Raw genomic sequence first — 24,602 nt, forward strand, 5'->3', positions numbered from 1 at the left:
GTTTGGCGATTTCCAGTCTCTCAAAACCTCGCCGGGTGAACACCCGCAACAACCTATTGAACCTTCACACCTAGCCCGCCAGGCCGCGCAAGACCTGGGACCGGCTGCGGCTGACCATCAGGGCCCGACCGTCCTTCAGCTCGGCGCTGAGCTGGCCGTTGGCCAGGCGCCGGAAGCGCGCCACTGCGTTCAGGCTGACGATGCAGCCGCGGTGGATGCGCACCCAGCGTTGCGGGTCGAGGCGCTCCTCCAGCCGCGCCAGGGCCAGATGCAGCAGGTGTTCCGCGCCGCCGACGTGCACGGCGACATAGTCGCCCACTGCCTCGAAATGGCTGACCTCATCGACCGCCACCGGCACGATGGCCGCCCCGCTGCGCACGAACAGGCGGGTCAGCGGCCCGCGCCCCAGCAGCTCGGCCAGGCGCTCCAGGGCCGGCGGGACGGGCTCGCCCAGGGCAGCACGAACGCGTTCCAGCGTCGCGTTCAGGCGCTCGGCGCCGAAGGGCTTGAGCAGATAGTCCAGCGCGCCCAGCTCGAAGGCCGTGATGGCATGCTCGGCATGGGCGGTCGTGAAGATGACCAGAGGCGGCGTGCCGGACTCGGCCAGGCGGCGTAGCACCTCGGTGCCCAGCAGCCCCGGCATCTGGATGTCCAGGAAGACCAGCTCGGGCTTGAGTCGCTGGATCTCGGCCAGGGCCGCCGGCCCGTCGGCCGCCTCGCCGATGCAATGCAGCCAGGGCAGGCCGCGCAGCAGATGGCGCAGGCCGGCGCGGGCGACGGGCTCGTCGTCGGCGATCAGGGCGGTGACGGCGGCCTCGCTCATGCGTCGTCACCCTTCAGCGGCAGGCGCAGCTCGGCGCGCAGGCCCTGGTTGGGCGTGCTCTGAATTGCCAGCGACGCGCTGGCGCCATACAGCCAGCCCAGGCGCTCGCGCAGCCGGCGCAGGCCGGTGCCGCCCGCTTCCAACGCTGAGGCCTCCGCTCCCATGCCGTTGTCTTCGACGACGAGATGCAGTTGATCGCCATGGACGCTGGCGCGCAGCTTGAGGGTCGTCGCCTCGACACGCGGCGCCGCACCATGGCGCACGGCGTTCTCCACCAGGGTCTGCAGCGCGAAGCTGGGCACCAGCTCATCCAGGGCGGCCGGTTCGAATGCGGTCTCGACGACGAGCCGCTCGCCGAAACGGATGGCCTCGATGTCCAGATAGAGCTGCACGACCTTCCACTCCTCCCGCAGCGTGACCTGCTCGCGCGGGTTGTCGAAGCTGGCCCGCAGCAGGGCCGCGAGCTGCTCGGCCGCGCGCGTGGCCCGCTCGGGGTCCAGAGGGATCAGCTGCACCACGGTGTGCAGCGCGTTGAACAAAAAGTGGGGGTGGAGCTGCGCCCGCAGCGCCGCCAACTGGCTGCGTGCCTGCAGGGCTTCCAGCTCGGCATTGCGGGCGGCGGCGCGCTGGGCGTAGGCGACGCCGGCGATCATCACGTAGAACCAGACGCCGGTGACGAGATAGGCCGGAAGGCCCGGTCCGACGACAACGACGAGGTGGCGAACCCGCAGGCTCTCGACCAGGCTGTTGGCCGTCACCCAGGCCACGGCATAGAGCGCCGCACCGAGTGCATGCTTGGCGATGAAGGTCAGCCGCATCGGATGCGGCCAAGGCAGGCGGGCGGTGGCCCGGTGCACGACCAGGCCCAGCACCGCCGCCGTCGCCATCAGACGCAGCGAGTAGTGCAGGGCCTCGTGGATGCCGGCGCCATGCACCGTCATCATCAGCACCGCGAACAGCGCGGCCACCGGCAGCCAGCCGATCAGCCATTGCACCCAGATCCAGGCTCGCCCCATCTTTTCTCCGCTTATCGAGCTGCCTTGCGGGAGATTCGCTTGGCGATCACCGTCAAGGTCCCCTCTTCCCAAGTCGCGCCATTGTCATAGGACCGGTCCTGGCGCATCTTGAAGCGGTCGGCCGTGATCTCGAGATAGCGCGTTCGCGTCGTCACCGTCTTGCCCTCGGCGTTCTGACTGCTGCCCTCCAGGCGCATCTCGCCGTCCTGCCAAACGCCACTGCTGCTGCCGAAACGGGCACGGTAGACATCCAGGCCACTGACCAGCCAGCGCTTGGCCTTGGTGTCGAAGATGCGCTGGTTGTAGTTCAGCGACATCGGGTTGCCAGAGGCGTCGATGATGCGCAGTTCGTCGTCCAGGCCGTAGCCGTCGAACGCCTTCCAGGCCTTCCAGCTGCCCACCAGCTTCGGCGCGCCATGGATCATGGCCGCCAGGCCGCTGGCTTTGGGCGTCACTTCCAGCTCCCACTGGCCGATGAGGAAATCGAACTGTGCGGCTTCGGCCGGCGCAACGGCTGCGGCCGTCGAACCGCCACCATGCTGGGCATGGGCGGCGAGGCTGGTCAGGGCGATGGCGAAAGAGAGGACAAGAGCCTTCATGGTGTCTCCGGTTGAGTAGCGATGGCGCCAGCATCGCCACGCGCGCCACGGCTGGCGAGGGCCGATTCGCCGAGTGGCAGAACCGTGCCGTCGAACGGCGCGCTGCCGGGCCGTGCGCTTCCTACATTGGCCGCCATGCAAAGCCCCACACCCCTCATCCGCCTGCGCGGCGTCGGCAAAAGCTACCCCGTCGCGGGCGGTGAATTCCATGCCCTGAGCGGCCTCGACCTCGACATCCAGGGCGGCGAATTCGTCGCCGTCGTCGGCCCCTCGGGCAGCGGCAAGTCGACCCTGCTCAACCTGCTCGCCGGCATCGACCGCGCCGGCAGCGGCGAGCTCAGCGTCGCCGGCCAGGACCTGCGCGCCCTGCCCGAGCGCGCGCTGTCGCGCTGGCGCGGCAAGGTCGTCGGCGTGGTCTTCCAGTTCTTCCAGCTGCTGCCCACGCTGACGGCGCTGGAGAACGTCATGCTGCCCATGGATTTCTGCGACCAATGGCCCGCCGCCGAGCGCGCTTCGCGAGCCCGTGCCCTGCTGGAACGCCTGGGCGTGGCCGACCAGGCCGACAAGTTCCCGACCGCCCTCTCCGGCGGCCAGCAGCAGCGAGTCGCCCTGGCGCGTGCCCTGGCCAACGCACCGGCCCTGATCCTGGCCGACGAGCCGACCGGCAACCTCGACTCGACCAACGCCGAGGCGCTGCTGGCCCTGTTGGCCGAACTGGCCCGCGAACAGGGCGTCACCATCGTCATGGTCACGCACGAGGCCGCGGCCTTGGGCCAGGTGCAGCGCAGCCTGCGCCTGCGCGACGGCCGCCTGGTCGAGGACCGCCGCCATGACTAGGTCGCGCAAGACCTGGCGCGACCTCTGGCAGCACCGCACGCGCAGCCTGCTTGTCGTCCTGGCCGTCGCGCTGGGGCTGACGGCGGCGGGCACCATCCTCAACGCCTGGGCCCTGGTCGAGCGTGCTACCGACGACGGCTACCGCGCCAGCCAGCCGGTCTCGGCCACGCTGGTGCTGGACCGTGCGGACGCACGGGTGCTGGCCCTCGCCAAAGCCCGGCCCGATATCGCCGCCGCGCGGCTGCGCCGCAGCACGATGGCCGCCGTGCAAGCCAACGGCCGCTCGCGCAATGCCGTCGTCATCGCGCTGGACGACTTCCAGCGTGCCGACATCGCGCGGTTGCGGGCCGAGTCCGGCGCCTGGCCGCCTGGCGACGACGGCCTGTGGATGGAACGCTCGTCGCTGGACTTCTCGGGCGCCAATGTCGGCGAGGCAGTGTCACTGCGACTGGCCGGTGCCGAAACCGCATCGGTCGACATCCAGGGCCTGGTGCGCGACGTCAGCCAGGCACCGGGCTGGATGGAGAACCTGGTCTATCTCTACGGCAGCGGGGCAACGTTGACCAGGCTGGGCGCCCCGCCCGGCTTCAACGAGCTGCAGGTCCGCGTGCGCGACGAGCGCGCCACCCGCGTCGAGGTGCGCGCCATCGTCGACGCCTTGAAGGCCGAGCTGACCTCAGCTGGCTACACCATCAAAGGCGTCGACGTGCCCGAGCCCGGCCAGCACATCCATGCCGCGCAGATGGACTCCCTGCTGATGACCCAGGGCGCTTTCGGCGTGCTGGCCCTGCTGGCCTGCGGCTTTCTCGTCGTCAACCTCGTCGCCGCCATGCTGGCCGGTCAGACGCGCGAGATCGCCGTCATGAAGGTGCTGGGCGGCTCACCGACGCAAATCGGTGCCATGGTGCTGGCCCAGGCCGGCGCGCTGGGCCTGCTGGCCTCGGCCATCGCCATTCCCGCCGCACTCTGGCTGGGCCGCATCTACGGCGGGCTCAAGGCCGAGCTGCTGAACTTCCCGCTCGACGGCATTGCGACGCCGGCCTGGGCGGTCGCGCTGCAACTCGGCGTCGGCCTCGCCCTGCCGCTGGCGGCCGCAGCGCTGCCGGTGCGGACGGCACTGCGCAGGCCGGTGGGCGAGGCGCTGCGGGACATCGGCATCACCCGTGAAGGCCAGGCCCTCGGTCTGCAGCGTGGCGCCTTTGCCGCGCGACTTGTGCCCCTGCTCGGCGGCTGGGCACGGCCGCTGCTGCTGTCGGTCGGCAACGCCTTTCGCCGCCGTCAGCGCATGCTGCTGACCGTGCTGGCCCTGGCCAGCGGCGGTGCGGTGTATCTCGGTGCGGCCAATCTGCGCAGCGCCGTGCGCGGCTCGGTGGACGATCTCTTCGACGCCCAGCGCTACCAGCTGCAGGTGCGCGTTGCGGCGCCCTCGCCTGCCGCCCGGCTGGAGGCGCTGGCCCTCGAAGGTCCCGGCATCGCCGCGGCCGAGGCCTGGCGCGGGCTGCGCACCAGCCTTGGCACCGAGCCGCTGACCTTGCTGGGCGTGCCGTCCACCGGCCGGCTGCTGGCGCCACGGATGGTGCAAGGCCGCTGGCTGGGCGAAGGCGCCGTTCAGGAGCTTGTCGTCAGCCGCCTGCTGCAACGCCAGCAACCCGCACTCGTTGTCGGCAGCAAACACCGCATCGCCGATCGCGACTGGACCATCGTCGGTCTCGTCGAAGCCGGCCCGCAGGCCCTGGCCTACACCTCGCGCGCGACGCTGGATGCGCTGGCCGGCAACGAACTTGCGACCAGCCTCGTGCTTCGGCTCGAACGGCCCGACTCACCGGTCGCGCTGCTCGACGCGGTGCGCCAATTGCGCGAGAGCTTCACCGAAGCCGGCATCGGTGTCGCCGCCAGCCAGTCGCAGGCCGAGAACCGCCGCGTCATCGAAGACCATCTGCTGATGGTGGTCGACTTCCTCGGCGCCATGGGCCTGGTCATGATCGCCGTCGGTGCCATGGGCCTGGCCTCGACCATGGGCCTGGCCGTGCTGGAACGGCGCCGCGAGATCGGCGTGCTGCGCGCCATCGGCGCCCGCAACGGCGCCATCCTGGCCATGGTGCAGGTCGAAGGGCTGACGCTGGTGGCCCTCGCCTGGCTGACATCGCTGCCATTGGCATTGCCCATCAGCGCCCTGCTCGAGGTGGCCTTCGGTCGCATCATGTTCGCGGTGCCATGGCGGTTGGTGCCGAGTGCGGCGACCGCGTTCGGCTGGCTGGGCTTGATGGCCGTGATCTCGCTGCTCGCCTGCGCCCTGCCTGCGCGTCGCGCACTGCGAATTCCAGCCGTGCAAGCCCTGTCTTACAACTGATTCAGGCGAAAGCCCCAATCGCGTTTTGCAACGCTGAACAAGACAATCTCCGCCTTCCTGCAGGTGGCGGTTGTCCTTGAGTCACACAACATTACAGAAGTCGTACACAACGCAAGATTGGCGTGCCCGGGCGGCCCGCAAGATGCGTTGCATGTTGGCGTTGGCGGTCCTGCCCTGGAGTTGTTCGACCATGGCGGCCGGACCCGTTTCGACGAGTCCGTCGGCCACGCCCTCGGCCGAGGGTGCGGGTGAGCTGAATGTGCTGCACTGGTGGACGTCGGCGAGCGAGCGCGCCGCGGCCAACCACGTCGCCGCGCGCATGGCCGAGAACGGCCTGAAGTGGGTGGACGGCGCCGTCGCCGGCGGCGGTGGCGGCCCGGCCATCAAGGTGCTGAACGAGCGCATCCTGCGCCGCATGGCGCCCAAGGTGGCGCAGCTCAATGGCGCCTCCATGAACGAATGGGCCGACATGGGCCTGCTGCTGGAGCTCGACGGCGTGGCGGCCAAGCGCAACTGGTCCAAGGTCATGTTCCCGCAGGTCATGGCCCAGGTCACCGTGCATGGCCATGTGGTCGCCGCACCGCTGGGTATCCAGCGCATCAACAACCTCTATCTGAACAAGGCCCTGTTCAAACGCATCGGCATCGAGCCGCCCAACGACTGGGAGGGCCTGGAGCGCGCCGCCGTCAAGCTGCGCGCTGCCGGCATCACGCCGGTGGCCTTCAGCGACGAGCCCTGGCAGGTGGCCACCATCTTCGAGGCTATGCTGCTCAGCGAGGCCGGCCCGGCCCTGTACCGCCGCATGCTGGAGCAGCGCGACCTCAGCGCCTTCGACGACCCGGCCCTGGAACGCGCACTCAAACGCCTGCGCAACTGGCGCAACCTGGCCCTGCCGACCAGCGGCGCGGCACCCGGCGAGCGGCCCTGGACCGATGTCGTCGCCGACTTTGCGGCAGAGCGTGCCGCCATGATGATCATGGGCGACTGGGCCCGCGGCGAACTGGGCACCATGGGGCTGGAAGGCGAGCGCGACTTCAGTTGCAAGGCCGTGCCCGGCACGGCCCAGGCCCATCTCTACAGCATCGACACCCTGGCCATGCTCGCCGGCAACGGCGGCAGCCAGGCCGACCAGGAAAAGATGGCCGAGCTGCTCGGCAGCGCCACGACCCAGCTGGGCTACAACCGCATCAAGGGCTCCATTCCCGTGCGCCGCGACGTGCCGGTGGACGAGCTGGACCCCTGCGCCCAACAGTCCTTCCACCTCTTCGCCAACCCCAGCACGCCGCGCGTGCCCAGCCTCGTGCACCGCATGGCCTTCGGCGAGGTCGGCAAGAACGCCATCATCGAAACCGTCCACCGCTTCGCGCTGGACCCCAGCCAGACGCCCGCCGCCGCCCAGCGCAAGCTGCAAGGCCTGCTGCGCGCCCTCGCCCCCAAGAACGCCAAGGCCACTCCATGACCCCGCGCAAGATCCTGATCGTCGACGACGACCAGAAAATCCGCAGCCTGCTGAAGACCTATCTCGAGAAGAACCAGTACGAGGTGCTGCTGGCCCATGACGGCGCCAGCTTCATGGCCGAGTTCGAGCGCCACCGCGACGAGATCAGCCTGTGCATCCTCGACGTGATGCTGCCCGACACCGAGGGCTTCACCCTCTGCCAGTCGGTGCGTCGCCGCTCCGAAGTGCCCGTCATCATGCTGACGGCCAGCGCCGACGAGACCGACCGCATCGTCGGCCTGGAGTTGGGCGCCGACGACTACCTCGGCAAGCCCTTCAACCCGCGCGAGCTGCTGGCCCGCATCAAGGCCATCACGCGCCGCACCGGCCAGGAGAAGACCAAGGAGCCGCGCTACTACGCCTTCAACGGCTTCACGCTGGACCTGCTGGAGCGCAGCCTCATCGACCCCGACGGCACGGCCACGGCCCTGTCGGGCATGGACTTCCAGCTGCTGAAGCTGCTCGTCGAGCATCCAGGTGAGGTGCTGGACCGCAGCCGCCTGGCCGAGGTCACGCGCGGCCGCGACCTGGGGCCGCTGGACCGCTCGCTGGACGTGCAGGTCAGCCGCCTGCGCCAGCGCCTGCAGGACGACGGCAAGCAGCCGGCGCTGATCAAGACGGTGCGAGGCTCGGGCTATGTGTTCTCGACCACCGTGACGCCCCGGCATGCACTCTGAAGTGGCCGGGGACGTCGGCCCGCCAGCGCCCTTGCGCAGCTGGCCGCAGCGTTTCGGCAGCTTTCTGTTCGACAGCCTGCAGGGCCGCTTCGTGCTGGCCATGCTGGGCGGCCTGGCCCTGGTGCAACTGACGGTCAACCTGGTCTGGTACAGCCAGATCGAGCAGCGCGTGCGGCGCCAGACCGAGCTGGCCGCACATCACGTCGCCAGCGGCGCCATCGGCGCGGTACGGGCGCTGCGCGAGCTGCCGGCGGCCTACCGCCCGCTGCTCATTGAGCAACTGCGCACCATGGGCGGCACGCGCTTCCTGGTCTTCTTCAACAACGCCGCCGTGACGGTGGCGCCGCTGCCCGACCAGCCCATGGCGCGCATGCTGGAGCAGCAGGTCACGCAGGAACTGGCAGCGCAATTACCCAAGGGAACCAAGGTGCGCGCCGTGTTGGCCTCACCACTCGGCCTGGCCGTGTCGCCCGGCGGCGCGTTGCTGAGCGATCTGCCGGAAAGCTGGGTCGAGCCGTCCCTCATCGCCGCCGAGCGGCCCGCACCCTTCCTCGTCATCCAGGCGGAGACCGAACCGGGCCAGTGGCTCTATCTGAGCAGCACCCTGCCGGACCCTTACTTCCTCGAGCAGCTGGAGTTCTTCACCTGGCAGAGGCTGACGCCGCAACTGCTGGCACTCGGCCTGGCCGTGCTGCTGACGCTGATCGCCGTGCGCGCCATCACGCGGCCGCTGGCCGGCCTGAGCCAGGCGGCCGCCCGCGTGGGCCGGCGCGTGGCGCCCAAGCCGCTGCGCGTCAGCGGTACGCAGGAGGTGCGTCAGGCCATCGAGGCCTTCAACGACATGCAGGAGCGCATCCGCCGCTATATCGGTGACCGCGAGCGGCTGTTCGCGTCCATCTCGCATGACCTGCGCACGCCCATCACGCGGCTGCGCCTGCGCAGCGAACTGCTGGACGACACCGCCGTGCAGGACGAGTTCCACGAGGACCTCGACGAGCTGGACATGATGGTGAAAACCGCTCTGCAGATCGTCAAGGACACCGACATCCACGAGAACCGCGCGCCGCTGCGCATCGACCTCGTGCTGCAGAAGATGGTGCGCGACGCCCGCATGGGCGGCCACAAGGTCGAGCTGCGCAGCGAGGCCCTGACCGTGTTCGGCAAGCCGCTGGCGCTGAAACGCGCCATCGGCAACCTGCTGGACAACGCCATGTACTACGGCGAGGCCCAGCAGCAGCCGGTGGAGGTCGCCATCGCACCCGACGAGGCCGGCATGGTGCTGGTGACGGTGCGCGACCACGGCCCCGGCGTGCCCGAGGCCGCGCTGGCGCGCCTGGGCCAGCCCTACACACGCCTGGACCATGGCGCCGCCCTGCGCAAGGAAGGCCTGGGACTGGGCCTGTCCATCGTGCGCGAGATCGTGGCCGACCATGGCGGCACGGTGCAGTTTCACAATCACCCGGACGGCGGCTTCGAAGTCCGTCTCGCACTTCCCGCGGCATGAATCCTCCGAAACACATCGCCATCGTCGGCGGCGGCACGGCTGGCTGGATGACGGCCAATCTGCTGAGGCATCGCTGGGCCAGGCTCGATGTCGAGGTGACGCTGATCGAGTCGGCCGACATCGCCACCATCGGCGTCGGCGAAGGTTCAACGCCCTTCCTGCGTCATTTCTTCCGCACATTGGGAATCGAGGAACGCGACTGGATGCCGGCCTGCGACGCCACCTTCAAGAGCAGCATCCGCTTCCCCGGCTGGAGCAGCGTCCCGGGCTACGAGAGCTATGTCCACCCCTTCTTCAGCGAGGCGGACCGCGAGCTGGGCAACGTCTTCTTCACCAATGCCTGCCTGCGCCGGCGCGGCAAGGCGGCGGACGCCAACCCACAGGACTTCTTCTTGGCCGCCGAGCTGGCCCGCCAGCGCCGCGCGCCCAAAAGCGAAGGCCTTGGCACCGACTACGCCTACCACTTCGACGCCGGCAAGTTGGGAACCTTCCTGCGAACGCACGCCGTGGGCCAAGGCGTGCGCCATTTCGTGGACACGGTGGCACGCGTCGAGCAACAAGAGAGCGGCGACATCGCAGCACTGCAGCTGAGCAGCGGCGCACGCATCGGGGCTGATCTCTTCATCGACTGCAGCGGCTTCAAGGGCCTACTGATCACCGAAACCCTGGGCGAGCCTTTTCACTCCTATCGCGACAACCTCTTCAACGACCGCGCCATCGCCATTCCGACGCCGCTGGTCGACGGGGAAGACATCCCCTGCGAGACCGTCTCGACCGCGCTGCGCCACGGCTGGGCCTGGCAGATCCCGCTGACGACGCGCTACGGCAACGGCTATGTCTACAGCTCGGACTTCGTCAGCGACGATGAGGCCGAGCGAGAGCTGCGCGAACACCTCGGCCCGATCGCCGAGGGTGCGACGGCGCGCTGCCTGCGCATGCGCGTCGGCCGCGTGAAGCAGCACTGGCGGCAGAACTGCGTGGCCGTCGGCCTTTCTCAGGGTTTCATCGAGCCGCTGGAAGCGACGGCGCTGATGCTGATCCAGTTGAGCGTCGAGCAGTTCATCGCCGCGCTCGAAGACGATGGCTTCGGCCGCGCGCGCCAGGCCGCTTACAACGAGCGGGTGAACGCCATGTTCGAAGGCGTGCGCGACTATGTCGTCGCCCACTACCAGCTCAACACGCGCCGCGACACCGACTATTGGCGGGCCAATCGCGCCAACCGCGACATCTCCGACCGCCTTGCCAGCCTGCTTGAGGTCTGGGACCGAGGGGGCGACTTCGAGGCCGAGCTGGAGCGCCACGGCGCCGGGCTGATGTATCTGCGCCCGTCCTGGTACGCCCTGTTTGCCGGCATGGGCCGCTTCCCGGCCGAACTGCGCGCCGCACCGCAGGCCATCACGGCAGCCCAAGCAAGAGAGCGACTGAACCAGATCGCCCGCGCATTCGGCTCACACCGTGGTCATCTGACAGCTTGATTCACAAGCCGTAGGGTGCCAAGCCCGCCACGCGCGGCCGCACAATCCGCCGCATGATGTCCCTACCCGTCACCCATCAATGAACCGCCCCGCGTCGAGCAATCCGCTGCACGGGCTGAAGCCTGCCGACGTGCAGCAGTTGGCCCGTGCCACACAGGCGCTGCAGGCGGGCGACCGCATGTACGCGGAACTGCTGCTGCTCGATCTGGCGCGCAGCGCGCCGGAGCACCCGGAGGTCTTGCGCCTGCGTGCGGTCTGCCGTGCCGGCAACGAAGACTGGGAAGGCGCAACGCAGGACCTCGCTCGCGCGCTGGCACAGCGGCCCGGGGACTTCGACCTCCGCTCGCAGCTCGCGGCCGCACAGGAGCACGCGCACGACCATGCTGCCGTGGTCGCGACGCTGCGCGAAGGCGAGGAACACGCCACGACATCGGCCGACTGGCTGGGGCTGTCGTTCGAGCATGACAACGCCGGCGAACCGGCGGCGGCGTACGGCGCCGTGCAGCGCGCCGTCGCGCTGGACCCGGCAGCGCCGCTCGCCCGGCTGCAACGCGCGCGCTGCGCCACGGCGCTCGGCCATGCCGACGTCGCGGCCGCGGATTGCCGGCACCTGATCGCGCGCGGCGAACTGGTCGCGCACGCATGGTTCACGCTGGCCGACCTGAAGGTCGTGCCGATGACCGCCGACGAGCTGGCTCAGCTCGAGGCGCAGGCCGCAGCGCCGCCGGCGACGATGCCGGCTGAGGAACGGCTGTTCCTGCGCTTCGCCCTCGGCCACGGGCTGGAGAGCGCGGGCCGGCACGCCGACGCGTTCCGGGTCCTGTGCGCGGCGAACGATGCGGCGCGCGCGGCGCGGCCGTGGGATGTCGCGGCGTTCGCGCGCCACGTCGACGCGATCCGCGCCGCGTTTGCCGCCGCGCCGCCACCGCCGCAGGACGGGCCGGGGCGCGAAGTCATCTTCCTCGTCGGTCTGCCGCGGTCGGGGACGACGCTGGTCGAGCAGATCCTTGCCAGCCATTCGCAGGTCGAAGGCGCGAGCGAGCTGCCCTACCTGCCGCAGCTGCTCGACGCCGAATCTCGCCGGCGCGGCAAGCCGTTCCCGGCCTGGGTCGGCGATGCCAGCGACGCTGACTGGCGGCGGCTCGGCGACGCCTACCTGCGGGCGAGCGCGCGCTGGCGTACAGCCAAGCCGATCGCCACCGACAAGCTGCCCGAGAACTGGCTCTATGCCGGCGTCGTGCTGCGCATGCTGCCCGGGGCTCGCATCGTCGACTGCCGCCGCGACCCGGTGGAGACCGCGTGGTCCTGCTACAAGCAGCTCTTCGGGCCGGGCATGGTGAACTTCACCTACAGCTTCGACGGGCTCGCGGCGTACTGGCGCGCCTACGACGCGCTCGCCCGTTTCTGGGCCGAGCGCCACCCAGGCCGCTTCATCGTGCAACGCTACGAGGACCTCGTCGCCGACCCGAGCGCCGGCATCCACGCCCTGCTCGCCGCCTGCGGCCTCGACTTCGAGCCGGCCTGCCTGCGCTTCCACGAGACGCCACGCGCGATCCGCACGCCGAGCGCGCTGCAGGTGCGCCAGCCGATGCGCGCCGCGTCGAAGCCGGCGCAGCGCTACGGCCCGCTGCTCGACCCGCTGCGCGATCGTTTCGCCGCGAGGTGATCTGGCGCTCCACGGCAGCCTCTCGCGTGACATGGCACCATCCAGGCCTGCCTGTGTTCATGGGCCGTTCAACCGTGGTGGAGTGAGATTGGGAAAGAAGCTGATTGGATTCGTGCTGGCCATGGCGGCCGCACTGCAGGTTGCCCAGGCGGACACGGAGCTGGCCTACCCGCCGCAGTTGAAGCCGGCGGCGCAGGAGGCCAAGGCGGCTCGCCTGGCTGCGGACCTGCTGTCGCGCTTCCACTACAAGGCCGTCCCGCTCGACGATGCCTTGTCGAGCAAGGTGTTCGACCAGTACCTGAAGTCGCTCGACCCCGAGAAGCTTTACTTCTTGCAGTCCGACATCGACCGCCTGGCTGCTGACCGCACCCGGCTTGACGATGCCATCCTGACCGAGGACCTGCGCGCGCCGTTCGCGATCTTCAACCTGTACGAACGCCGGGCGGTCGAGCGGATGGCCTTTGCCCGCAGCCTGCTTCCCAAGGGCTTCGACTTCGAGCGCAACGAGACGCTGATGATCGACCGCAAGGACCAGCCCTGGCCCGCGACCGAAGCCGAGTCCCTCGAGCTCTGGCGCAAGCGCGTCAAGAATGACTGGCTGCGGCTCAAGCTCGCTGGCCAGGACGACGCGGCCATCCGGAAGGTGCTCGACAAGCGCTACGACAGCGCCGCCAAGCGCCTGGGCAAGATCTCCAGCGCCGACGCCTTCCAGGCCTTCATGAATGCCTACACGATGGCGATCGAGCCCCATACCAACTACATGGGGCCGCGCGCCGCGGAGAACTTTGACATCGCGATGCGCCTGTCGCTGGTGGGCATTGGCGCCGTGCTGACCGAGATCGACGGCTACATCACCATCCGCGAACTGGTGGCGGGCGGGCCCGCGAGCGTGTCGGGGCAGCTGAAGGTGGGCGACCGCATCGTGGGCGTCGGGCAAGGCGCGGCGGGCGCGATGGACGACGTGGTCGGCTGGCGCCTGGATGATGCGGTGGCCCTGATTCGCGGCACGGTGGCTTCGACGGTGCGGCTGGACATCCTGCCGGCCGACAGCGGGCCCGACGCCTCGGTCAAGACCGTGGCCCTGGTCCGCAACACCATCACGATGCAGGACAGCGCGGCCAAGGCCAAGGTGTATTCGGTGGCGACCGGCGAGGGCAAGCGCCTGGTGGGCGTGATCACCCTGCCCTCGTTCTACGAGGATCTCGCTGCCCTGCAACGGGGCGACAAGGACTATCGCAGCGCGGCGCGCGACGTGGCCCGGCTGCTGCAGGATTTGAAGGCCCAGAAGGTGGAGGGCGTGTTGATGGACCTGCGCAGCAACGGTGGGGGTTCACTGCGCGAAGCGGTGGAGCTGACGGGCCTGTTCGTCGGCAAGGTGCCGGTGGTTCAGACCCGCGACGCCAAAGGCGACATCACCGTGGCGAAGAACACCGATACCGGCCTGGCCTGGACCGGCCCGCTGGGTGTGCTGATCAACCGGGGTTCGGCTTCGGCGTCGGAAATCTTCGCGGCGGCGGTTCAGGACTACGGTCGCGGCCTGGTCATCGGCGAGCCCAGCTTCGGCAAGGGCACGGTCCAGACCATCGCCAGCCTCGACCGCTACGCCAAGAACGCCACGCCGGTGCTCGGCGACCTGAAGCTGACCGTCGCGCAGTTTTTCCGGGTGAACGGCGGCACGACGCAACTGCGTGGCGTGACGCCGGACATTCCCTTCCCATCCAGCGGCGACGACAGCCAGTTCGGTGAGTCCAGCTTCGGCAACGCCCTGCCGTGGACCCGCATCAAGGCGGCCGACTATGCGGCCGTGGGCGACATCACGACCCAGCTGCCGCGGCTGCTGGCGTGGCACGAGAGCCGTGTCCGGCGCGACCCCGACTACCAGGGCCTGCTGGAAGACCTGGCCAAGGCCCAGGACCTGCGCAAGAACAATGTCATCTCGCTCAACGAAGGGGTGCGGCGCAAGGAACGCGCCGCCCTGGAGAAGCGCCTGGCCGCCATGGTGGGTGGAGCGGGGGCGAGCGCAGCCCAGGGTACGGGCAGCGAACTGGCAGACGACGGCCTGCAGTTCAACGAACGCAAGCTCGGCAAGGATCTCGCCGCACAGAAGACCCGGGACGCCGTCAACGACGTCCTGCTGAACGAGGCCGTCAGCATCCTGTCCGACAGCGTGGCGTTGAAAGAGGGCAAGGCCCAGATGACGGCCAGCGCTTCGCCCACCCGTCCCATGGTGGTCAAGACTCTGCTGACCAAGGGTTCATCGGAGCAATAGGCTTCGGGAATGAAGATCGCCGTGATTGGCGGCGGCATCGCCGGCCTCGTCGCAGCGTGGCAGCTGTCGCGGCGACATGCGGTGACGCTGTTCGAACGCCACGCGGTGCCGGGCTTCGTCGCCAGCTCGGTGACGCTGGACGCCATCGCCCCGGGCCTGCGGGTCGACGTGCCGCTGCGCGTGTTCTACCCCGGCTACTACCCGACACTGACTCGCCTCTACGCAGAGCTCGGTGTCGCCTCCGATCCGGTTGACTACGCCACCACCTTCAGCGGCGGCGACGGCCGCTGCTACTTCCGTTGGCGCAACGCGCGCTTGGGCGACTGGTCGCTGTCCTATGTGCTGCCCCAGGATGTAGCCAGCGTACGCGGCTTGCGCATCGCACGGGGCGCGCTGCGCTTCCAGGCCCGGGTGCGCGCGGCGCAGGCTGCCGGGGACCTGGCCGGCGCCAGCATCGGCGAGTTCGTCGCCGCCGAGCGCATCGCGCCTGAGTTCGTGGACGGCCTGCTGCTGCCGGCCATCGCCACCATCGCCACCTGCAGCACGGCCGACGCACGCGCCTACCCCGCTGACGTCGTCGCCGGCTACGCCACCGCCGGCCTGGCGCGTGAGAGCGTGCGCCGTGCGCGCGATGGCGCCGACGCGGTGGCCGCCAAGCTGCTGGCCGGCATCACGCGCGTGCAGTGCAACGCCGGCGTGGTGGCCGTTCGACGCCCAACCGGGGCCGCGCAGGTGCTGGTGCGGCACGCCGCCGGCGAAGAGGCCTTCGACCATGTCGTCTTCGCCACCCAGGCCAACCAGGCCCTCGCCCTGCTGGCCGACGCCGCGCCGGACGAAGCCGCTGCGCTGGCCGCCTTCCGCTACCGAGCACTGGAAGTGCTGATGCACAGCGACCCCGCGTTGATGCCCAAGCGCCGCGCCGACTGGTCGCCGGTGAATGCGCGCGTCTGCCCCGAACACGAGCAGCCCGAAAGCACCATCTGGATCAACCGCGTGCAGCCGGGGCTGCGCCAAGCCGCACCGCTGTTCCAGACCGTGATGCCACAGCGCTCGCCACGAGACGACCTCATCCTCGGCCAGGCCCGCTTCGAACGCCCGCTGGTGGGCGTCGGCAGCGCCGCGGCCTTGGCCTCACTGCAGCAATTGCATGCACAACCCGGCCGCAGGGTGTGGTGGTGCGGCTCCTACGCCGAAGCCGGCGTGCCGCTGCTGGAAAGTGCGGTGCGATCCGCGCTGGCAGTGGCCGCAAGGCTGGAGCCCTGCACCGAAGAAGCCCTCACCAACGCCTGAGGCGGCTGCCGAACAAGGCGTAGAAAAGAATCAGCCCGTACCAGGGCAGCATCACCCAATACCCACGCTGAGGCGTCCACACATCGGCGAAGTGGCCGTAGAGCATGGGGATGAGCGCACCACCGGCAATGCCCATGATGAGCAGGGCCGAACCGGCCGCCGTGTACTTGCCCAGGCCTTCGAGGGCCAGCGGCCAGATGGACGGCCAGACCAGGGCATTGGACAGGCCAAGCATGGCCAGGAAGAACACAGTGTTGGGCACCGCGGGCACGCCGCCCCAGCCCAGCAGGGCCTGGGACATGCCCGAGTCGGTCGGCGACGACAGCGCCACGCCGAGGACGAAGGCGATGCCGCTGACCGCCGAGAAGATCAGCGCCGCGCGCTGCGACATCCAGCGCGGGATCAGCACGACGCCGAGCAGATAGCCCAGCACCATGAAGCCCATGGTGTATGACGTCAGCACGCCGTAGTGGGCCACGCCGAGCTGGCGGCCGTAGAGGCCGATGGTGTCGCCGGCGATGACCTCGACGCCGACGTAACCGAACAGCGCGATGGCACCCAGCACGACCTGCGGATGCTGGAACACGCCCCAGCGCTTGACCGAACCGGAGGGTGCTCCCGCCGCTTCCAGTTCGGGCTCGCGCAGCGACGAGAAATGGATCAAGGCCATGAAGATGACCAGGCCCGCGGCCATCACGGCGTAGGGGAAGACCAGGCGCTGGGACAGCTCGCCGCGCAGCGCCTCACGGCCGGCCGCGTCCAGGGCCGCGAGGGCGGATTCCGAGAAGCGCTCCATGCCCGACAGGATCAGGGCCGAGAACACCAGTGGCACGACGATGCCGGCACCCTTGTTGAACAGGCCCATGATGGAGATGCGCATGGCCGCGCTCTCCCGCGAACCGATGCAGACGATGTAGGGGTTGATGGCCGTCTGCATCAGCGTCATGCCGCTGGCCAGCGTGAACAGAGCCAGCAGGAAGATCGCGTACTGGCCCGACTTGGCCGCCGGGATGAAGGCCAGCGCACCGAGGGCCATGACGCCGAGAGCCGCCGTCATGCCGCGCTTGTAGCCGATGCGCGCCAGGATGGCTGCTGAAGGCAGGGCCATGACGGTGTAGGCGATGTAGAAGGCGAAGGCCACCCACAGCGCCTGGAAGTTGTTCAGCCCACAGACGATCTTCAGGAAGGGAATCAGCGAGCCGTTCAGCCACGTGACGAAGCCGAGGATGAAAAACATCAGCCCGATGAAGAGCATGGGCAGCAGCACGCCCTGGCCTGCCGTAGGTGTGATGGTTTTTGTTTGCATGGACATTGCGCAATGTATTGGGCCGAGCGCCGGGCCGTCCCAAGCCGGCCCGTCTGGCGATGTGCTCGCGGCTCAACGCCGCGAGCATCGTCGTCCCCTCGGGGGACCGGTCAGGCTCGCCCGCGTTCAGCTGGGCGAGACTGGACGAGGGGCCTAAAACTTCGCGCGGACGCCGACGCTGTAGCGCGCGCCGTTCTCATAAACACCGATGGGGATGCCGTCCACCGTGTTGGACTTGATCACTTCGTTGTTGATGTTGACAGCGCTGGCATACAGCGCGATCTGCTTCGTCACGTCCCAGCTGGCCGAAGCATCCCACTGGCCATAGGCCGCGTTGACAACCTGGCCGCCCATCTGCACGTCGCCGTAGCTCTTGGAGCGGTAGTTGTAGGACAGGCGCAGGCTGATCGGGCCCTGCTCGTAATAGCCGCTGAAGTTGAACTGGTCACGCGAGTTGCCCAGCACCTTCAGGCGCGGCTGCCCGGCGACGGCACCAGCCTTGGCGTCGGTGAAGGTGTAGTTCACGACGGTGCCGAAGCCGGTGTTGCCGAAGGGCTGCTGCCACTGCAGCTCGAAGCCCTTGATGTCGGCGCCGTTGTCGGCGTTGTAGGGGCGCTCCACCGTCAGCGTCTCGTTGCCCACCTGCTCGGACTTGGAGGCCTTGTAGGTGAAGGTGTCGAGCTTCTTGATGAAGAAGGTGCCCGAGATCAGCGCGGCGTCGGCGTAGTACCACTCGGCGCCGAACTCGGCCTGGTTGGCATGCACCGGCTTCAGCAAGGGGTTGCCGGCATAGCCCTTGGACAGCACGGTGCCGTCGCGGCGCAGACCGGGGCTGAGCAGGTCGAAGGTCTGGCGGGCCATGGCACGCGACACCGAGCCGCGCAGGATGAGTTCCTTGCTGAGGTCGTAGGCGACGTTCAGGCTGGGCAGGGCGTCGGTGTAGTTGTTGCCGACGCTGGTGGGCGAGAAGCCCCCCGTGGCGTTGCCCAGATAGCCGTCCGAGGTCTGCTGGGTGCGCACGAAGCGCAGGCCGAAGTCGCCGCGCAGCTTGGAGACCGAGAAGTCGGCCTTGGCATACAGCGCCGTGATCTTCTCGTGGATCTTGTAGTTCTCGTTGAGGACGTCCTTGTACGTCATGGCCTTGTCGTACATCGGGATGCCTTTGCTGGCCACCAGCGCATCGTCGAACCAGGCGTACTGGGTCAGCGCGTCGCTTGTTGCGGCCTGCTGGCTCAGCATCGGCGAGGGGCCGCTGGACAGGTCGGACAGGCTGAAGGACTGCCAGCCCGGCGAGCCGGGGCCGGCCGTGCCTTGGGTGCGGAAGTTCTGCAGCGTGTTGTCGCGCAGCTTCAGGCCCAGCTTCACCGACTTGATGACGCCACTGTCGAGGTCGAAGGTGACGTCGCCCTGGGCGTAGTTCTCCTTGGCTTCCATGCGGCGGATGCGGTCGTCGCCGGACTTCAGCGTCAGCGCCTTGGGATCCAGCGGGCTGATGTCGAGGTATTTCACGCCGTAGTGGTCCGGGCCGAGGGAGATCGTCGTGCGCGTGTCGCCCTCCATCCAGAAGTGGCGGTCATGCGAGCTGCCGCCCGAGCTGTTGGTGGTGCCGACCTGGCCATGCAGGGTCCAGCTGCCGCCCTGGTAGCTGCCGTCCAGGTCCGCCACCTTGGACTTGATATAGCTCTCGCGGTAGATGGGCTCGAAGGACACGCCGGTCTTGGGGCCGACGGTACCGCCGACCAGTGCCTTGCCGCCGTCACTGGTGCTGATGAACTTCGGGTCGACGACGCTGATGACGCCGCCCACCGCCAGGCCGCCGGCCTGCCAGAGGTAGTTCTGGTTGTTGTTGTTCATCTTCATGTCCGAATCCATCAGGTTCAGGACGATGTCGGTGGCGGGGTTGGGCTGGAACTGCAGGGCCAGGTTGGTGGTCGTGCGCTCGCGCTCCTGGCGGAAGATGGCCGAGCCGCCGCCCCAGGAGGCATAGGCATTGGTGACGTTGCCGTTCTGGTCCTTGACGTCGTACTTGCCGTCGGAAAACTGCTCCAGGCCGTCGCGACGCATATGGCGCTTCTGGCTGCTGATGGCCAGCAGCACGCCGAAGGTCTTGTCGTCGCTCTTCCAGTTCAACAGGCCCGAGAGCTGCGGGTCGGTCTTGCCCGGCAGCTTGCTGTACATGGCTTCGGCCGAGGCCTGCAGCGTCAGCTGCTCCTTGAAGGCCAGGGGCTTGCGGGTCTTGACGATGACGAGGCCACCGATGCTGCCTTCATCGAGGTCGGCCGACGGGCTCTTGTAGACGTCCAGGCTGCCGACGATCTCCGACGGCAGCACGTCGTAGTTGAAGCTGCGGGTCTGCGGTTCGTTCAGCCACCACTCCGACGACGCCACGGCCTGGCCGTTGAGCTGCGTCATGTTGAGGTTCTTGTCGGTGCCACGCACGAAGATGGCCTTGCCTTCGCCCCAGATGCGGTCGACCGAGATGCCGGGCACGCGCTGCAGCGAGTCGGCCACGTTCTTGTCGGGGAACTTGCCCACGTCCTCGGCGCTGATGGAGTCGACGACATTGCCGGACTCGCGCTTCTCCGCCAGGTTCTTCTTCAACGTCGCCCGCACGCCGCGGATCTCGACGGTTTCCAGCTGTTGGTTCGCATCCTGGGCCATGGCGCCGAGCGCGGTGGCGCCGAGTGCGAGGCCGATGAGGCGGGGCAAGAGAAGGCGATTGGGAAGGGGCTTGAAGTGAGGCTTGGCCACGTAGGTGCTCCTGGGCAACGAGTTCTGTTGGACAACATGGAGCCCTGTCCGTCGGTGGGTGTACCGGCGGCCGGGCTCAACTCAGAAAGGCCAGGGCTGCGTTGTCTCTTGTCGTCACGCCTTGGCCAGTGCCGGCAATCTAGCGGCGGCACCGGCGCGCGGAGCGAGGCGTTGCGCTTTGTTGGACTTCATTGCGCCGACGTTACGTTGGCGCAAGACAGCGTCAGCTGGCGGGGGTGATGACCCCGTCACAGGGGCCAAAACCGATGCGCCGATATCCGGGTTTCTCCGCAAAGGCGCGCAGGCCGAGCTGGTCGCCGTCGAGCACGAAGGTCCTCGTTTCGCCATTGGGCAGGGTGATGGGCTGCTTGCCACCCAGCGTCAGCTCCAGCAGGGAGCCGGCCTCTTCCTGGGCCGGGCCGCTGATGGTGCCGGTGCCCAGCAGGTCGCCGGGCTGCAGATTGCAGCCGTTGCTGGCGTGGTGGGTCAGCATCTGCGTGAGCGACCAGTAGGCATGGCGCAGGTTGGAGCGCGAGAGGCGTGTCGGCTCGCTCATCGCCGGCGTCTTGAACCAGACCTCCATCTCGATGTCGTAGGCCGCGTTGGCGCGGTGAGCCGGCGAGTCCAGATAGGGCAGAGGCTGGGGATCGCCTTCGGGTCGAGTGAAGGGGATGCGGAAGGGCTCCAGCGCCTCCATCGTGACGATCCACGGTGAGATGGTGGTGCCGAAATTCTTGGCCAGGAAGGGACCGAGCGGCTGATATTCCCAGGGCTGGATGTCGCGGGCCGACCAGTCGTTGAGCAGGGTCAGCCCGAAGGCGTGCTCGTCGGCCTCGTCGATACCGAAAGGCTCGCCCAGCGCATTGCCGGGGCCGACGAAGAGGCCCAGCTCGAGCTCGCAGTCGATGCGGGCGCTCGGCTTGAAGACAGGCACCTCGGCATCCGGCGGCTTGACCTGGCCCTTGGGGCGGCGCAGCGACGTGCCGCTGACGACGATGGAAGAACTGCGGCCGTGGTAGCCGATGGGCACCCACTGGTAATTGGGCAGCAGCGGGTTGTCGGGGCGGAACAGCTTGCCGATGGCGCGGGCGTGGTGGATGCCGGTGTAGAAGTCGGTGTAGTCGCCGATGCGGCAGGGCAGCGTGTACTCGGCGGCGGCTTGCGGCACCAGCTCGACCTCGGGCGCACCGGCCTTCAGCGTGTCGAAGATTCGATGGCGCAGCGCGCGGCGCTCGCTGCCAGGGCGGCCCATCAGCGCGTTGAGGTCGGTGATGCCCCAGCCGGTCAGGTCCAGGATCTGGTCGCCGATGCCGACACCGATGCGCCAGGGCTCCAGCGAGCCGGCACGGCGGAAAGAGCAGAAGGGCAGGTTCTGCAGCGGGAAGTCGGTGTCGGGCGAGTTGGCCGAAGCGACCCAGGAAAGGGCGGCGGCGTCGTGGGTATGGTCGATCATGCTCATGTCGTCTTGAATTCGTCTTTCAGGCCTTGCCAGCAATTGGCATAGGTCGTCTCCAGCGGTGCGTCCTTCAGTGCCCAGGCGGTGGGCTTGAGCGGCCAGCGCGTCTCGAACATGAAGGCCAGTGTGGCGTCCAGCTTGTGCGGCTTCAAGTCGGCGTTGCTGGCCTTGTCGAAGGCCTCGGTGTCGGGGCCGTGGGGCACATAGCTGTTGTGCAGGCTGGCACCGCCGGGCTTGAAGCCCTCGGGCTTGGCGTCATACTGGCCCAGCACCAGGCCCATGAACTCGCTCATCACGTTGCGGTGGTACCAGGGCGGGCGGAAGGTGTCCTCGGCCACCATCCAGCGCGGCGGGAAGATGACGAAGTCGACATTGGCCCAGCCGGGCGTGTCGCTGGGGCTGGTCAGCACCGTGAAGATGCTGGGGTCGGGGTGGTCGAAGCTGACGGTGTTGATCGTCATGAAGCGCGAGGTGTCGTAGCGATAGGGCGTGAGGTTGCCGTGCCAGGCGACGACATTGAACGGGCTGTGCGCCTGCTTCGCGCGCCAGAGCCTACCGCCGTAACGCTTGACGATCTCGTACTCGCCCTCTTCCTGTTCGTGCCAGGCCGCGGGCGCTTCGAAGTCACGCGCATTGGCCAGGCCGTTGCTGCCGATGGGGCCGAGTTCGGGCAAGCGGAAGGCCGCGCCGTAGTTCTCGCAGACATAGCCACGCGCCGGCACATCCAGCGGGTCGACCTTGAAGGCCATGCCGCGCGGCAGCAGGGCGATGGAGCCGGGCGCGACCTCGAGGCGGCCGAGTTCCGTCGTCACCAGCAGCCGGCCTTGCTGGGGGACGAGCAGCATCTCGGCATCGGCATTCACCAGCGCGCGGCGGCCCATGGCGTGCGAGGCCACATAGGCCAGCGCGCCCATGCCGGCGATGCCGACCTCGCCGTTGACCGCATAGCTACGCAGGCTGTCGACGAAGTCGCCATCGTCATGCAGGGGCGTCGGGCCCCAGCGCAGCGGGTCGGGCGAAGCGCACTCGCCTTGCGCCGCACCACTCTTCCACAGCGCATGCGCCAGTGGCTCGTAGCCGCCGACGACGACCGAGGGCTGGCGGCGGTACATCCAGGTGCGCTGGTTGTCGGCCCGCGGCGCGGTGAAGGCGCTGCCCGACAGCAGCTCCGCATACAGGCCGTGCGGCGCCTTCTGCGGGCTGTTGCGGCCGATCGGCAGCGCGCCGGCATGGGCCTCGCTGCTGTGCTGATTGCCGAAGCCAGTGAGGTAGGTCAGTTCAGTCATGGTGTTCGTGATGGGCGGGCGCAGTCATTCGGACTCGCGCGCAAGCGCGAAGGCCTGTCTCAGCACCTCGCGGTCGCCGATGTGGTTGCACAGGATCAGGGTCAGCCGCGCCAGCCAGTCGGCCGCGGCCTCATCGCTCAGGCCGGCCTGGGCGGCGATGAGTTCGGCATAGAAGGCATCGGCCTCGCGACCGAAATTCGGGGTCAGAGTCAATTTACTCATAGCGCCTCCCATGGGCACGTGCGAGCGCCGCGCCCACGGCGTCGGCATCGAAGCGATGCCAGCGCGCGGCGACGACGGCGTCGGGGCGGATCAACACCACGCTGCCGGGGCGAGCGCCGTAGCGCGTGGCCGCCAAACCTTCGCCAGGCAGCTGGATCACTCGCGCGCCGCCGGCCTCGACCGGCCAGCCGAAGGCCAGCAGCACGAAGCCCGAGCCGAAACACTCGCTGAGCCAGCCCCCTTCTTCCAGCGGCGCGTCGGGCGCTGGGCAGCCGGGCGCCGGTCCGCCCGTCCAGGCCTCGGCATCCAGCGTGCTCAGTGGCGAATCGACGTGTTCTGTCGGCATCGACAGGCGACCGCTGTTGACCAAGCCCTTGGCGAAGTCGGTGCGCGCGGCAAGGTCCAGCGCCGCCTTGCGAAGTCGCAGGCTGAGCGCGCTTTTGGGGCTGATGAAGTCGGTCGCGCGGGTCGAGTGACCGATATTGTCGTCGGCGGCCTCGATGCGCTCGAACTCGTAGGAGTCCAACAGCACATCGCCGCCCTCGCCTTTCAGCACGGCGGCCAGCTTCCAGCCCAGGTTGTCGGCATCCTGCACGCCGCTGTTGGCGCCGCGCGCGCCGAAGGGCGAAACCTGGTGGGCCGCGTCGCCCGCCAGCAGCACACGGCCGATGCGAAAGCGCTCGGCGCGCCGGCAGCAGAACTGGTAGATGGACGACCAGGCCAGCTCGAAGCCGTGCGTGCCCAGCATGGCCGCGACGCGCGACTTGATGCGCTCGGGGTCGCGCTCGGCTTCGACATTGGCTTCGCGGCCGAGCTGGAAGTCGATGCGCCAGAGTCCGTCGGCCTGGGCATGCAGCAGCACGGACTGACCCCGGTGGAAAGGTGGATCGAACCAGAACCAGCGCTCAGGCCTGGCGGGATCGAGACCACGCGGACGCACACCGGGCGCCAGTCGCACATCGGCGATCAGGAAGCGATCCTCGAAGACCTGGCCCTGAAAGCTCAGGCCCAGCAGCGTGCGCGTGGGGCTGCGCGCACCGTCGCAGGCGACGACCCAATCGGCGCGCATGTCGAAGAGGCCGTCGGGCGTGCGCACGTTGAGCGTGACGCCTTCCTCGTCCTGCTCCAGGCCGATCAGCTCATGTTTGCCACGCAGCTCGATGCGCTGCTCCAGCTGCACCGCACGCACCAGGCGCGCCTCGACCTGGTCCTGCTGCAGATTGACCATGGCCGGCATCTTGTGATGGCTCTCGGGCAGCAGGTCGAAGGCATAGGCCTCGCGCTCGCCGTGGAAGACACGGCCGCGCTGCCAGCGCACGCCCTCGCGCGCCACGGCCTCGCCAACACCGAGGCGGTCGAGGACCTCCAGCGTCTTCTTGGCCCAGCAGACGGCACGCGAGCCCTCGCCGATGCGGTCGCTGTCGTCGATGACGACGACCGGCACATCGCGCCTGGCGAGGTCCAGCGCCAGCGTCAGGCCGACAGGCCCGGCGCCGACGATGACGACGGGGCGGCGCTCAGGCTGGCCGGAGCGCTGCTCCAGCGTCTGGTGATAGGGGTAGCGTGGCAGGTCCACG

At 68.7% G+C, this 24,602-nt stretch carries 18 protein-coding genes; 9 read left to right on the top strand and 9 right to left on the bottom strand.

What is annotated here, in order from left to right; genetic code table 11:
- Positions 1–70 precede the first annotated feature (70 nt).
- The 3 genes from AC3WOE_RS19845 to AC3WOE_RS19855 are packed head-to-tail and all read right to left on the bottom strand — an operon-like array spanning position 71 to position 2,438.
- Positions 71–823, bottom strand: a complete 753-nt coding sequence (locus tag AC3WOE_RS19845) for a LytR/AlgR family response regulator transcription factor (RefSeq protein WP_492692865.1) — start codon at positions 821–823, stop codon at positions 71–73.
- Complete coding sequence (locus AC3WOE_RS19850; RefSeq protein WP_492692867.1) at positions 820–1,839, bottom strand: sensor histidine kinase; 1,020 nt, start codon at positions 1,837–1,839, stop codon at positions 820–822. Before AC3WOE_RS19850 ends, AC3WOE_RS19845 begins: the two co-directional genes overlap by 4 nt.
- An 11-nt stretch (positions 1,840–1,850) precedes the next feature.
- Positions 1,851–2,438, bottom strand: a complete 588-nt coding sequence (locus AC3WOE_RS19855; RefSeq protein ID WP_492692869.1) for a hypothetical protein — start codon at positions 2,436–2,438, stop codon at positions 1,851–1,853.
- A gap of 135 nt (positions 2,439–2,573) precedes the next feature.
- Here AC3WOE_RS19855 and AC3WOE_RS19860 point away from each other — a divergent pair, with 135 nt between their 5' ends.
- From AC3WOE_RS19860 to AC3WOE_RS19900, 9 genes are all read left to right on the top strand, one after another.
- The gene (locus tag AC3WOE_RS19860; RefSeq protein ID WP_492692871.1) at positions 2,574–3,275 is read left to right on the top strand and encodes an ABC transporter ATP-binding protein; all 702 of its coding nucleotides are present in this window, start codon (positions 2,574–2,576) and stop codon (positions 3,273–3,275) included.
- Positions 3,268–5,625, top strand: a complete 2,358-nt coding sequence (locus tag AC3WOE_RS19865) for an ABC transporter permease (protein WP_492692873.1) — start codon at positions 3,268–3,270, stop codon at positions 5,623–5,625. Before AC3WOE_RS19860 ends, AC3WOE_RS19865 begins: the two co-directional genes overlap by 8 nt.
- Positions 5,626–5,815: 190 nt before the next feature.
- Entirely contained in the window at positions 5,816–7,084 is a 1,269-nt protein-coding gene (locus AC3WOE_RS19870) for an ABC transporter substrate-binding protein (RefSeq protein ID WP_492692875.1), read from the top strand.
- Entirely contained in the window at positions 7,081–7,800 is a 720-nt protein-coding gene (locus AC3WOE_RS19875) for a response regulator (RefSeq protein ID WP_477934763.1), read from the top strand. The genes AC3WOE_RS19870 and AC3WOE_RS19875 overlap by 4 nt, the downstream gene beginning before the upstream one ends.
- A complete protein-coding gene (locus AC3WOE_RS19880; RefSeq protein ID WP_492692878.1) occupies positions 7,790–9,304 on the top strand; it encodes an ATP-binding protein in 1,515 nt (504 codons plus the stop codon). Before AC3WOE_RS19875 ends, AC3WOE_RS19880 begins: the two co-directional genes overlap by 11 nt.
- Entirely contained in the window at positions 9,301–10,779 is a 1,479-nt protein-coding gene (locus AC3WOE_RS19885) for a tryptophan halogenase family protein (protein ID WP_492692880.1), read from the top strand. The genes AC3WOE_RS19880 and AC3WOE_RS19885 overlap by 4 nt, the downstream gene beginning before the upstream one ends.
- Positions 10,780–10,858: 79 nt before the next feature.
- Positions 10,859–12,445, top strand: coding sequence for a tetratricopeptide repeat-containing sulfotransferase family protein (locus AC3WOE_RS19890; protein ID WP_492692881.1), 1,587 nt, complete (start codon positions 10,859–10,861; stop codon positions 12,443–12,445).
- Between the two features lie 88 nt (positions 12,446–12,533).
- Positions 12,534–14,714, top strand: a complete 2,181-nt coding sequence (locus AC3WOE_RS19895; RefSeq protein WP_492692883.1) for a carboxy terminal-processing peptidase — start codon at positions 12,534–12,536, stop codon at positions 14,712–14,714.
- A 9-nt stretch (positions 14,715–14,723) separates the two neighbouring features.
- The gene (locus AC3WOE_RS19900) at positions 14,724–16,004 is read left to right on the top strand and encodes an FAD-dependent oxidoreductase (RefSeq protein ID WP_492692885.1); all 1,281 of its coding nucleotides are present in this window, start codon (positions 14,724–14,726) and stop codon (positions 16,002–16,004) included.
- Here the strand turns inward: AC3WOE_RS19900 and AC3WOE_RS19905 are convergent.
- From AC3WOE_RS19905 to AC3WOE_RS19930, 6 genes are all read right to left on the bottom strand, one after another.
- Entirely contained in the window at positions 15,991–17,310 is a 1,320-nt protein-coding gene (locus AC3WOE_RS19905) for a sugar MFS transporter (RefSeq protein WP_492692886.1), read from the bottom strand. The two genes, AC3WOE_RS19900 and AC3WOE_RS19905, sit on opposite strands and share 14 nt — an antisense overlap.
- Positions 17,311–17,463: 153 nt before the next feature.
- Positions 17,464–20,019, bottom strand: a complete 2,556-nt coding sequence (locus AC3WOE_RS19910; RefSeq protein ID WP_492692887.1) for a TonB-dependent receptor — start codon at positions 20,017–20,019, stop codon at positions 17,464–17,466.
- A 265-nt stretch (positions 20,020–20,284) separates the two neighbouring features.
- Positions 20,285–21,520 (bottom strand): fumarylacetoacetase, encoded by a 1,236-nt coding sequence (gene fahA, locus AC3WOE_RS19915; protein WP_492692889.1) that lies wholly within the window; start codon positions 21,518–21,520, stop codon positions 20,285–20,287.
- A complete protein-coding gene (hmgA, locus tag AC3WOE_RS19920; protein WP_492692891.1) occupies positions 21,517–22,803 on the bottom strand; it encodes a homogentisate 1,2-dioxygenase in 1,287 nt (428 codons plus the stop codon). The genes fahA and hmgA overlap by 4 nt, the downstream gene beginning before the upstream one ends.
- 24 nt (positions 22,804–22,827) lie before the next feature.
- Positions 22,828–23,025, bottom strand: coding sequence for a DUF2783 domain-containing protein (locus AC3WOE_RS19925; protein WP_492692892.1), 198 nt, complete (start codon positions 23,023–23,025; stop codon positions 22,828–22,830).
- Positions 23,018–24,601, bottom strand: a complete 1,584-nt coding sequence (locus AC3WOE_RS19930) for an FAD-dependent oxidoreductase (RefSeq protein WP_492692894.1) — start codon at positions 24,599–24,601, stop codon at positions 23,018–23,020. Before AC3WOE_RS19930 ends, AC3WOE_RS19925 begins: the two co-directional genes overlap by 8 nt.
- Position 24,602: the final 1 nt, after the last annotated feature.

The organism is Roseateles sp. FW305-36 (genome assembly GCF_058787015.1).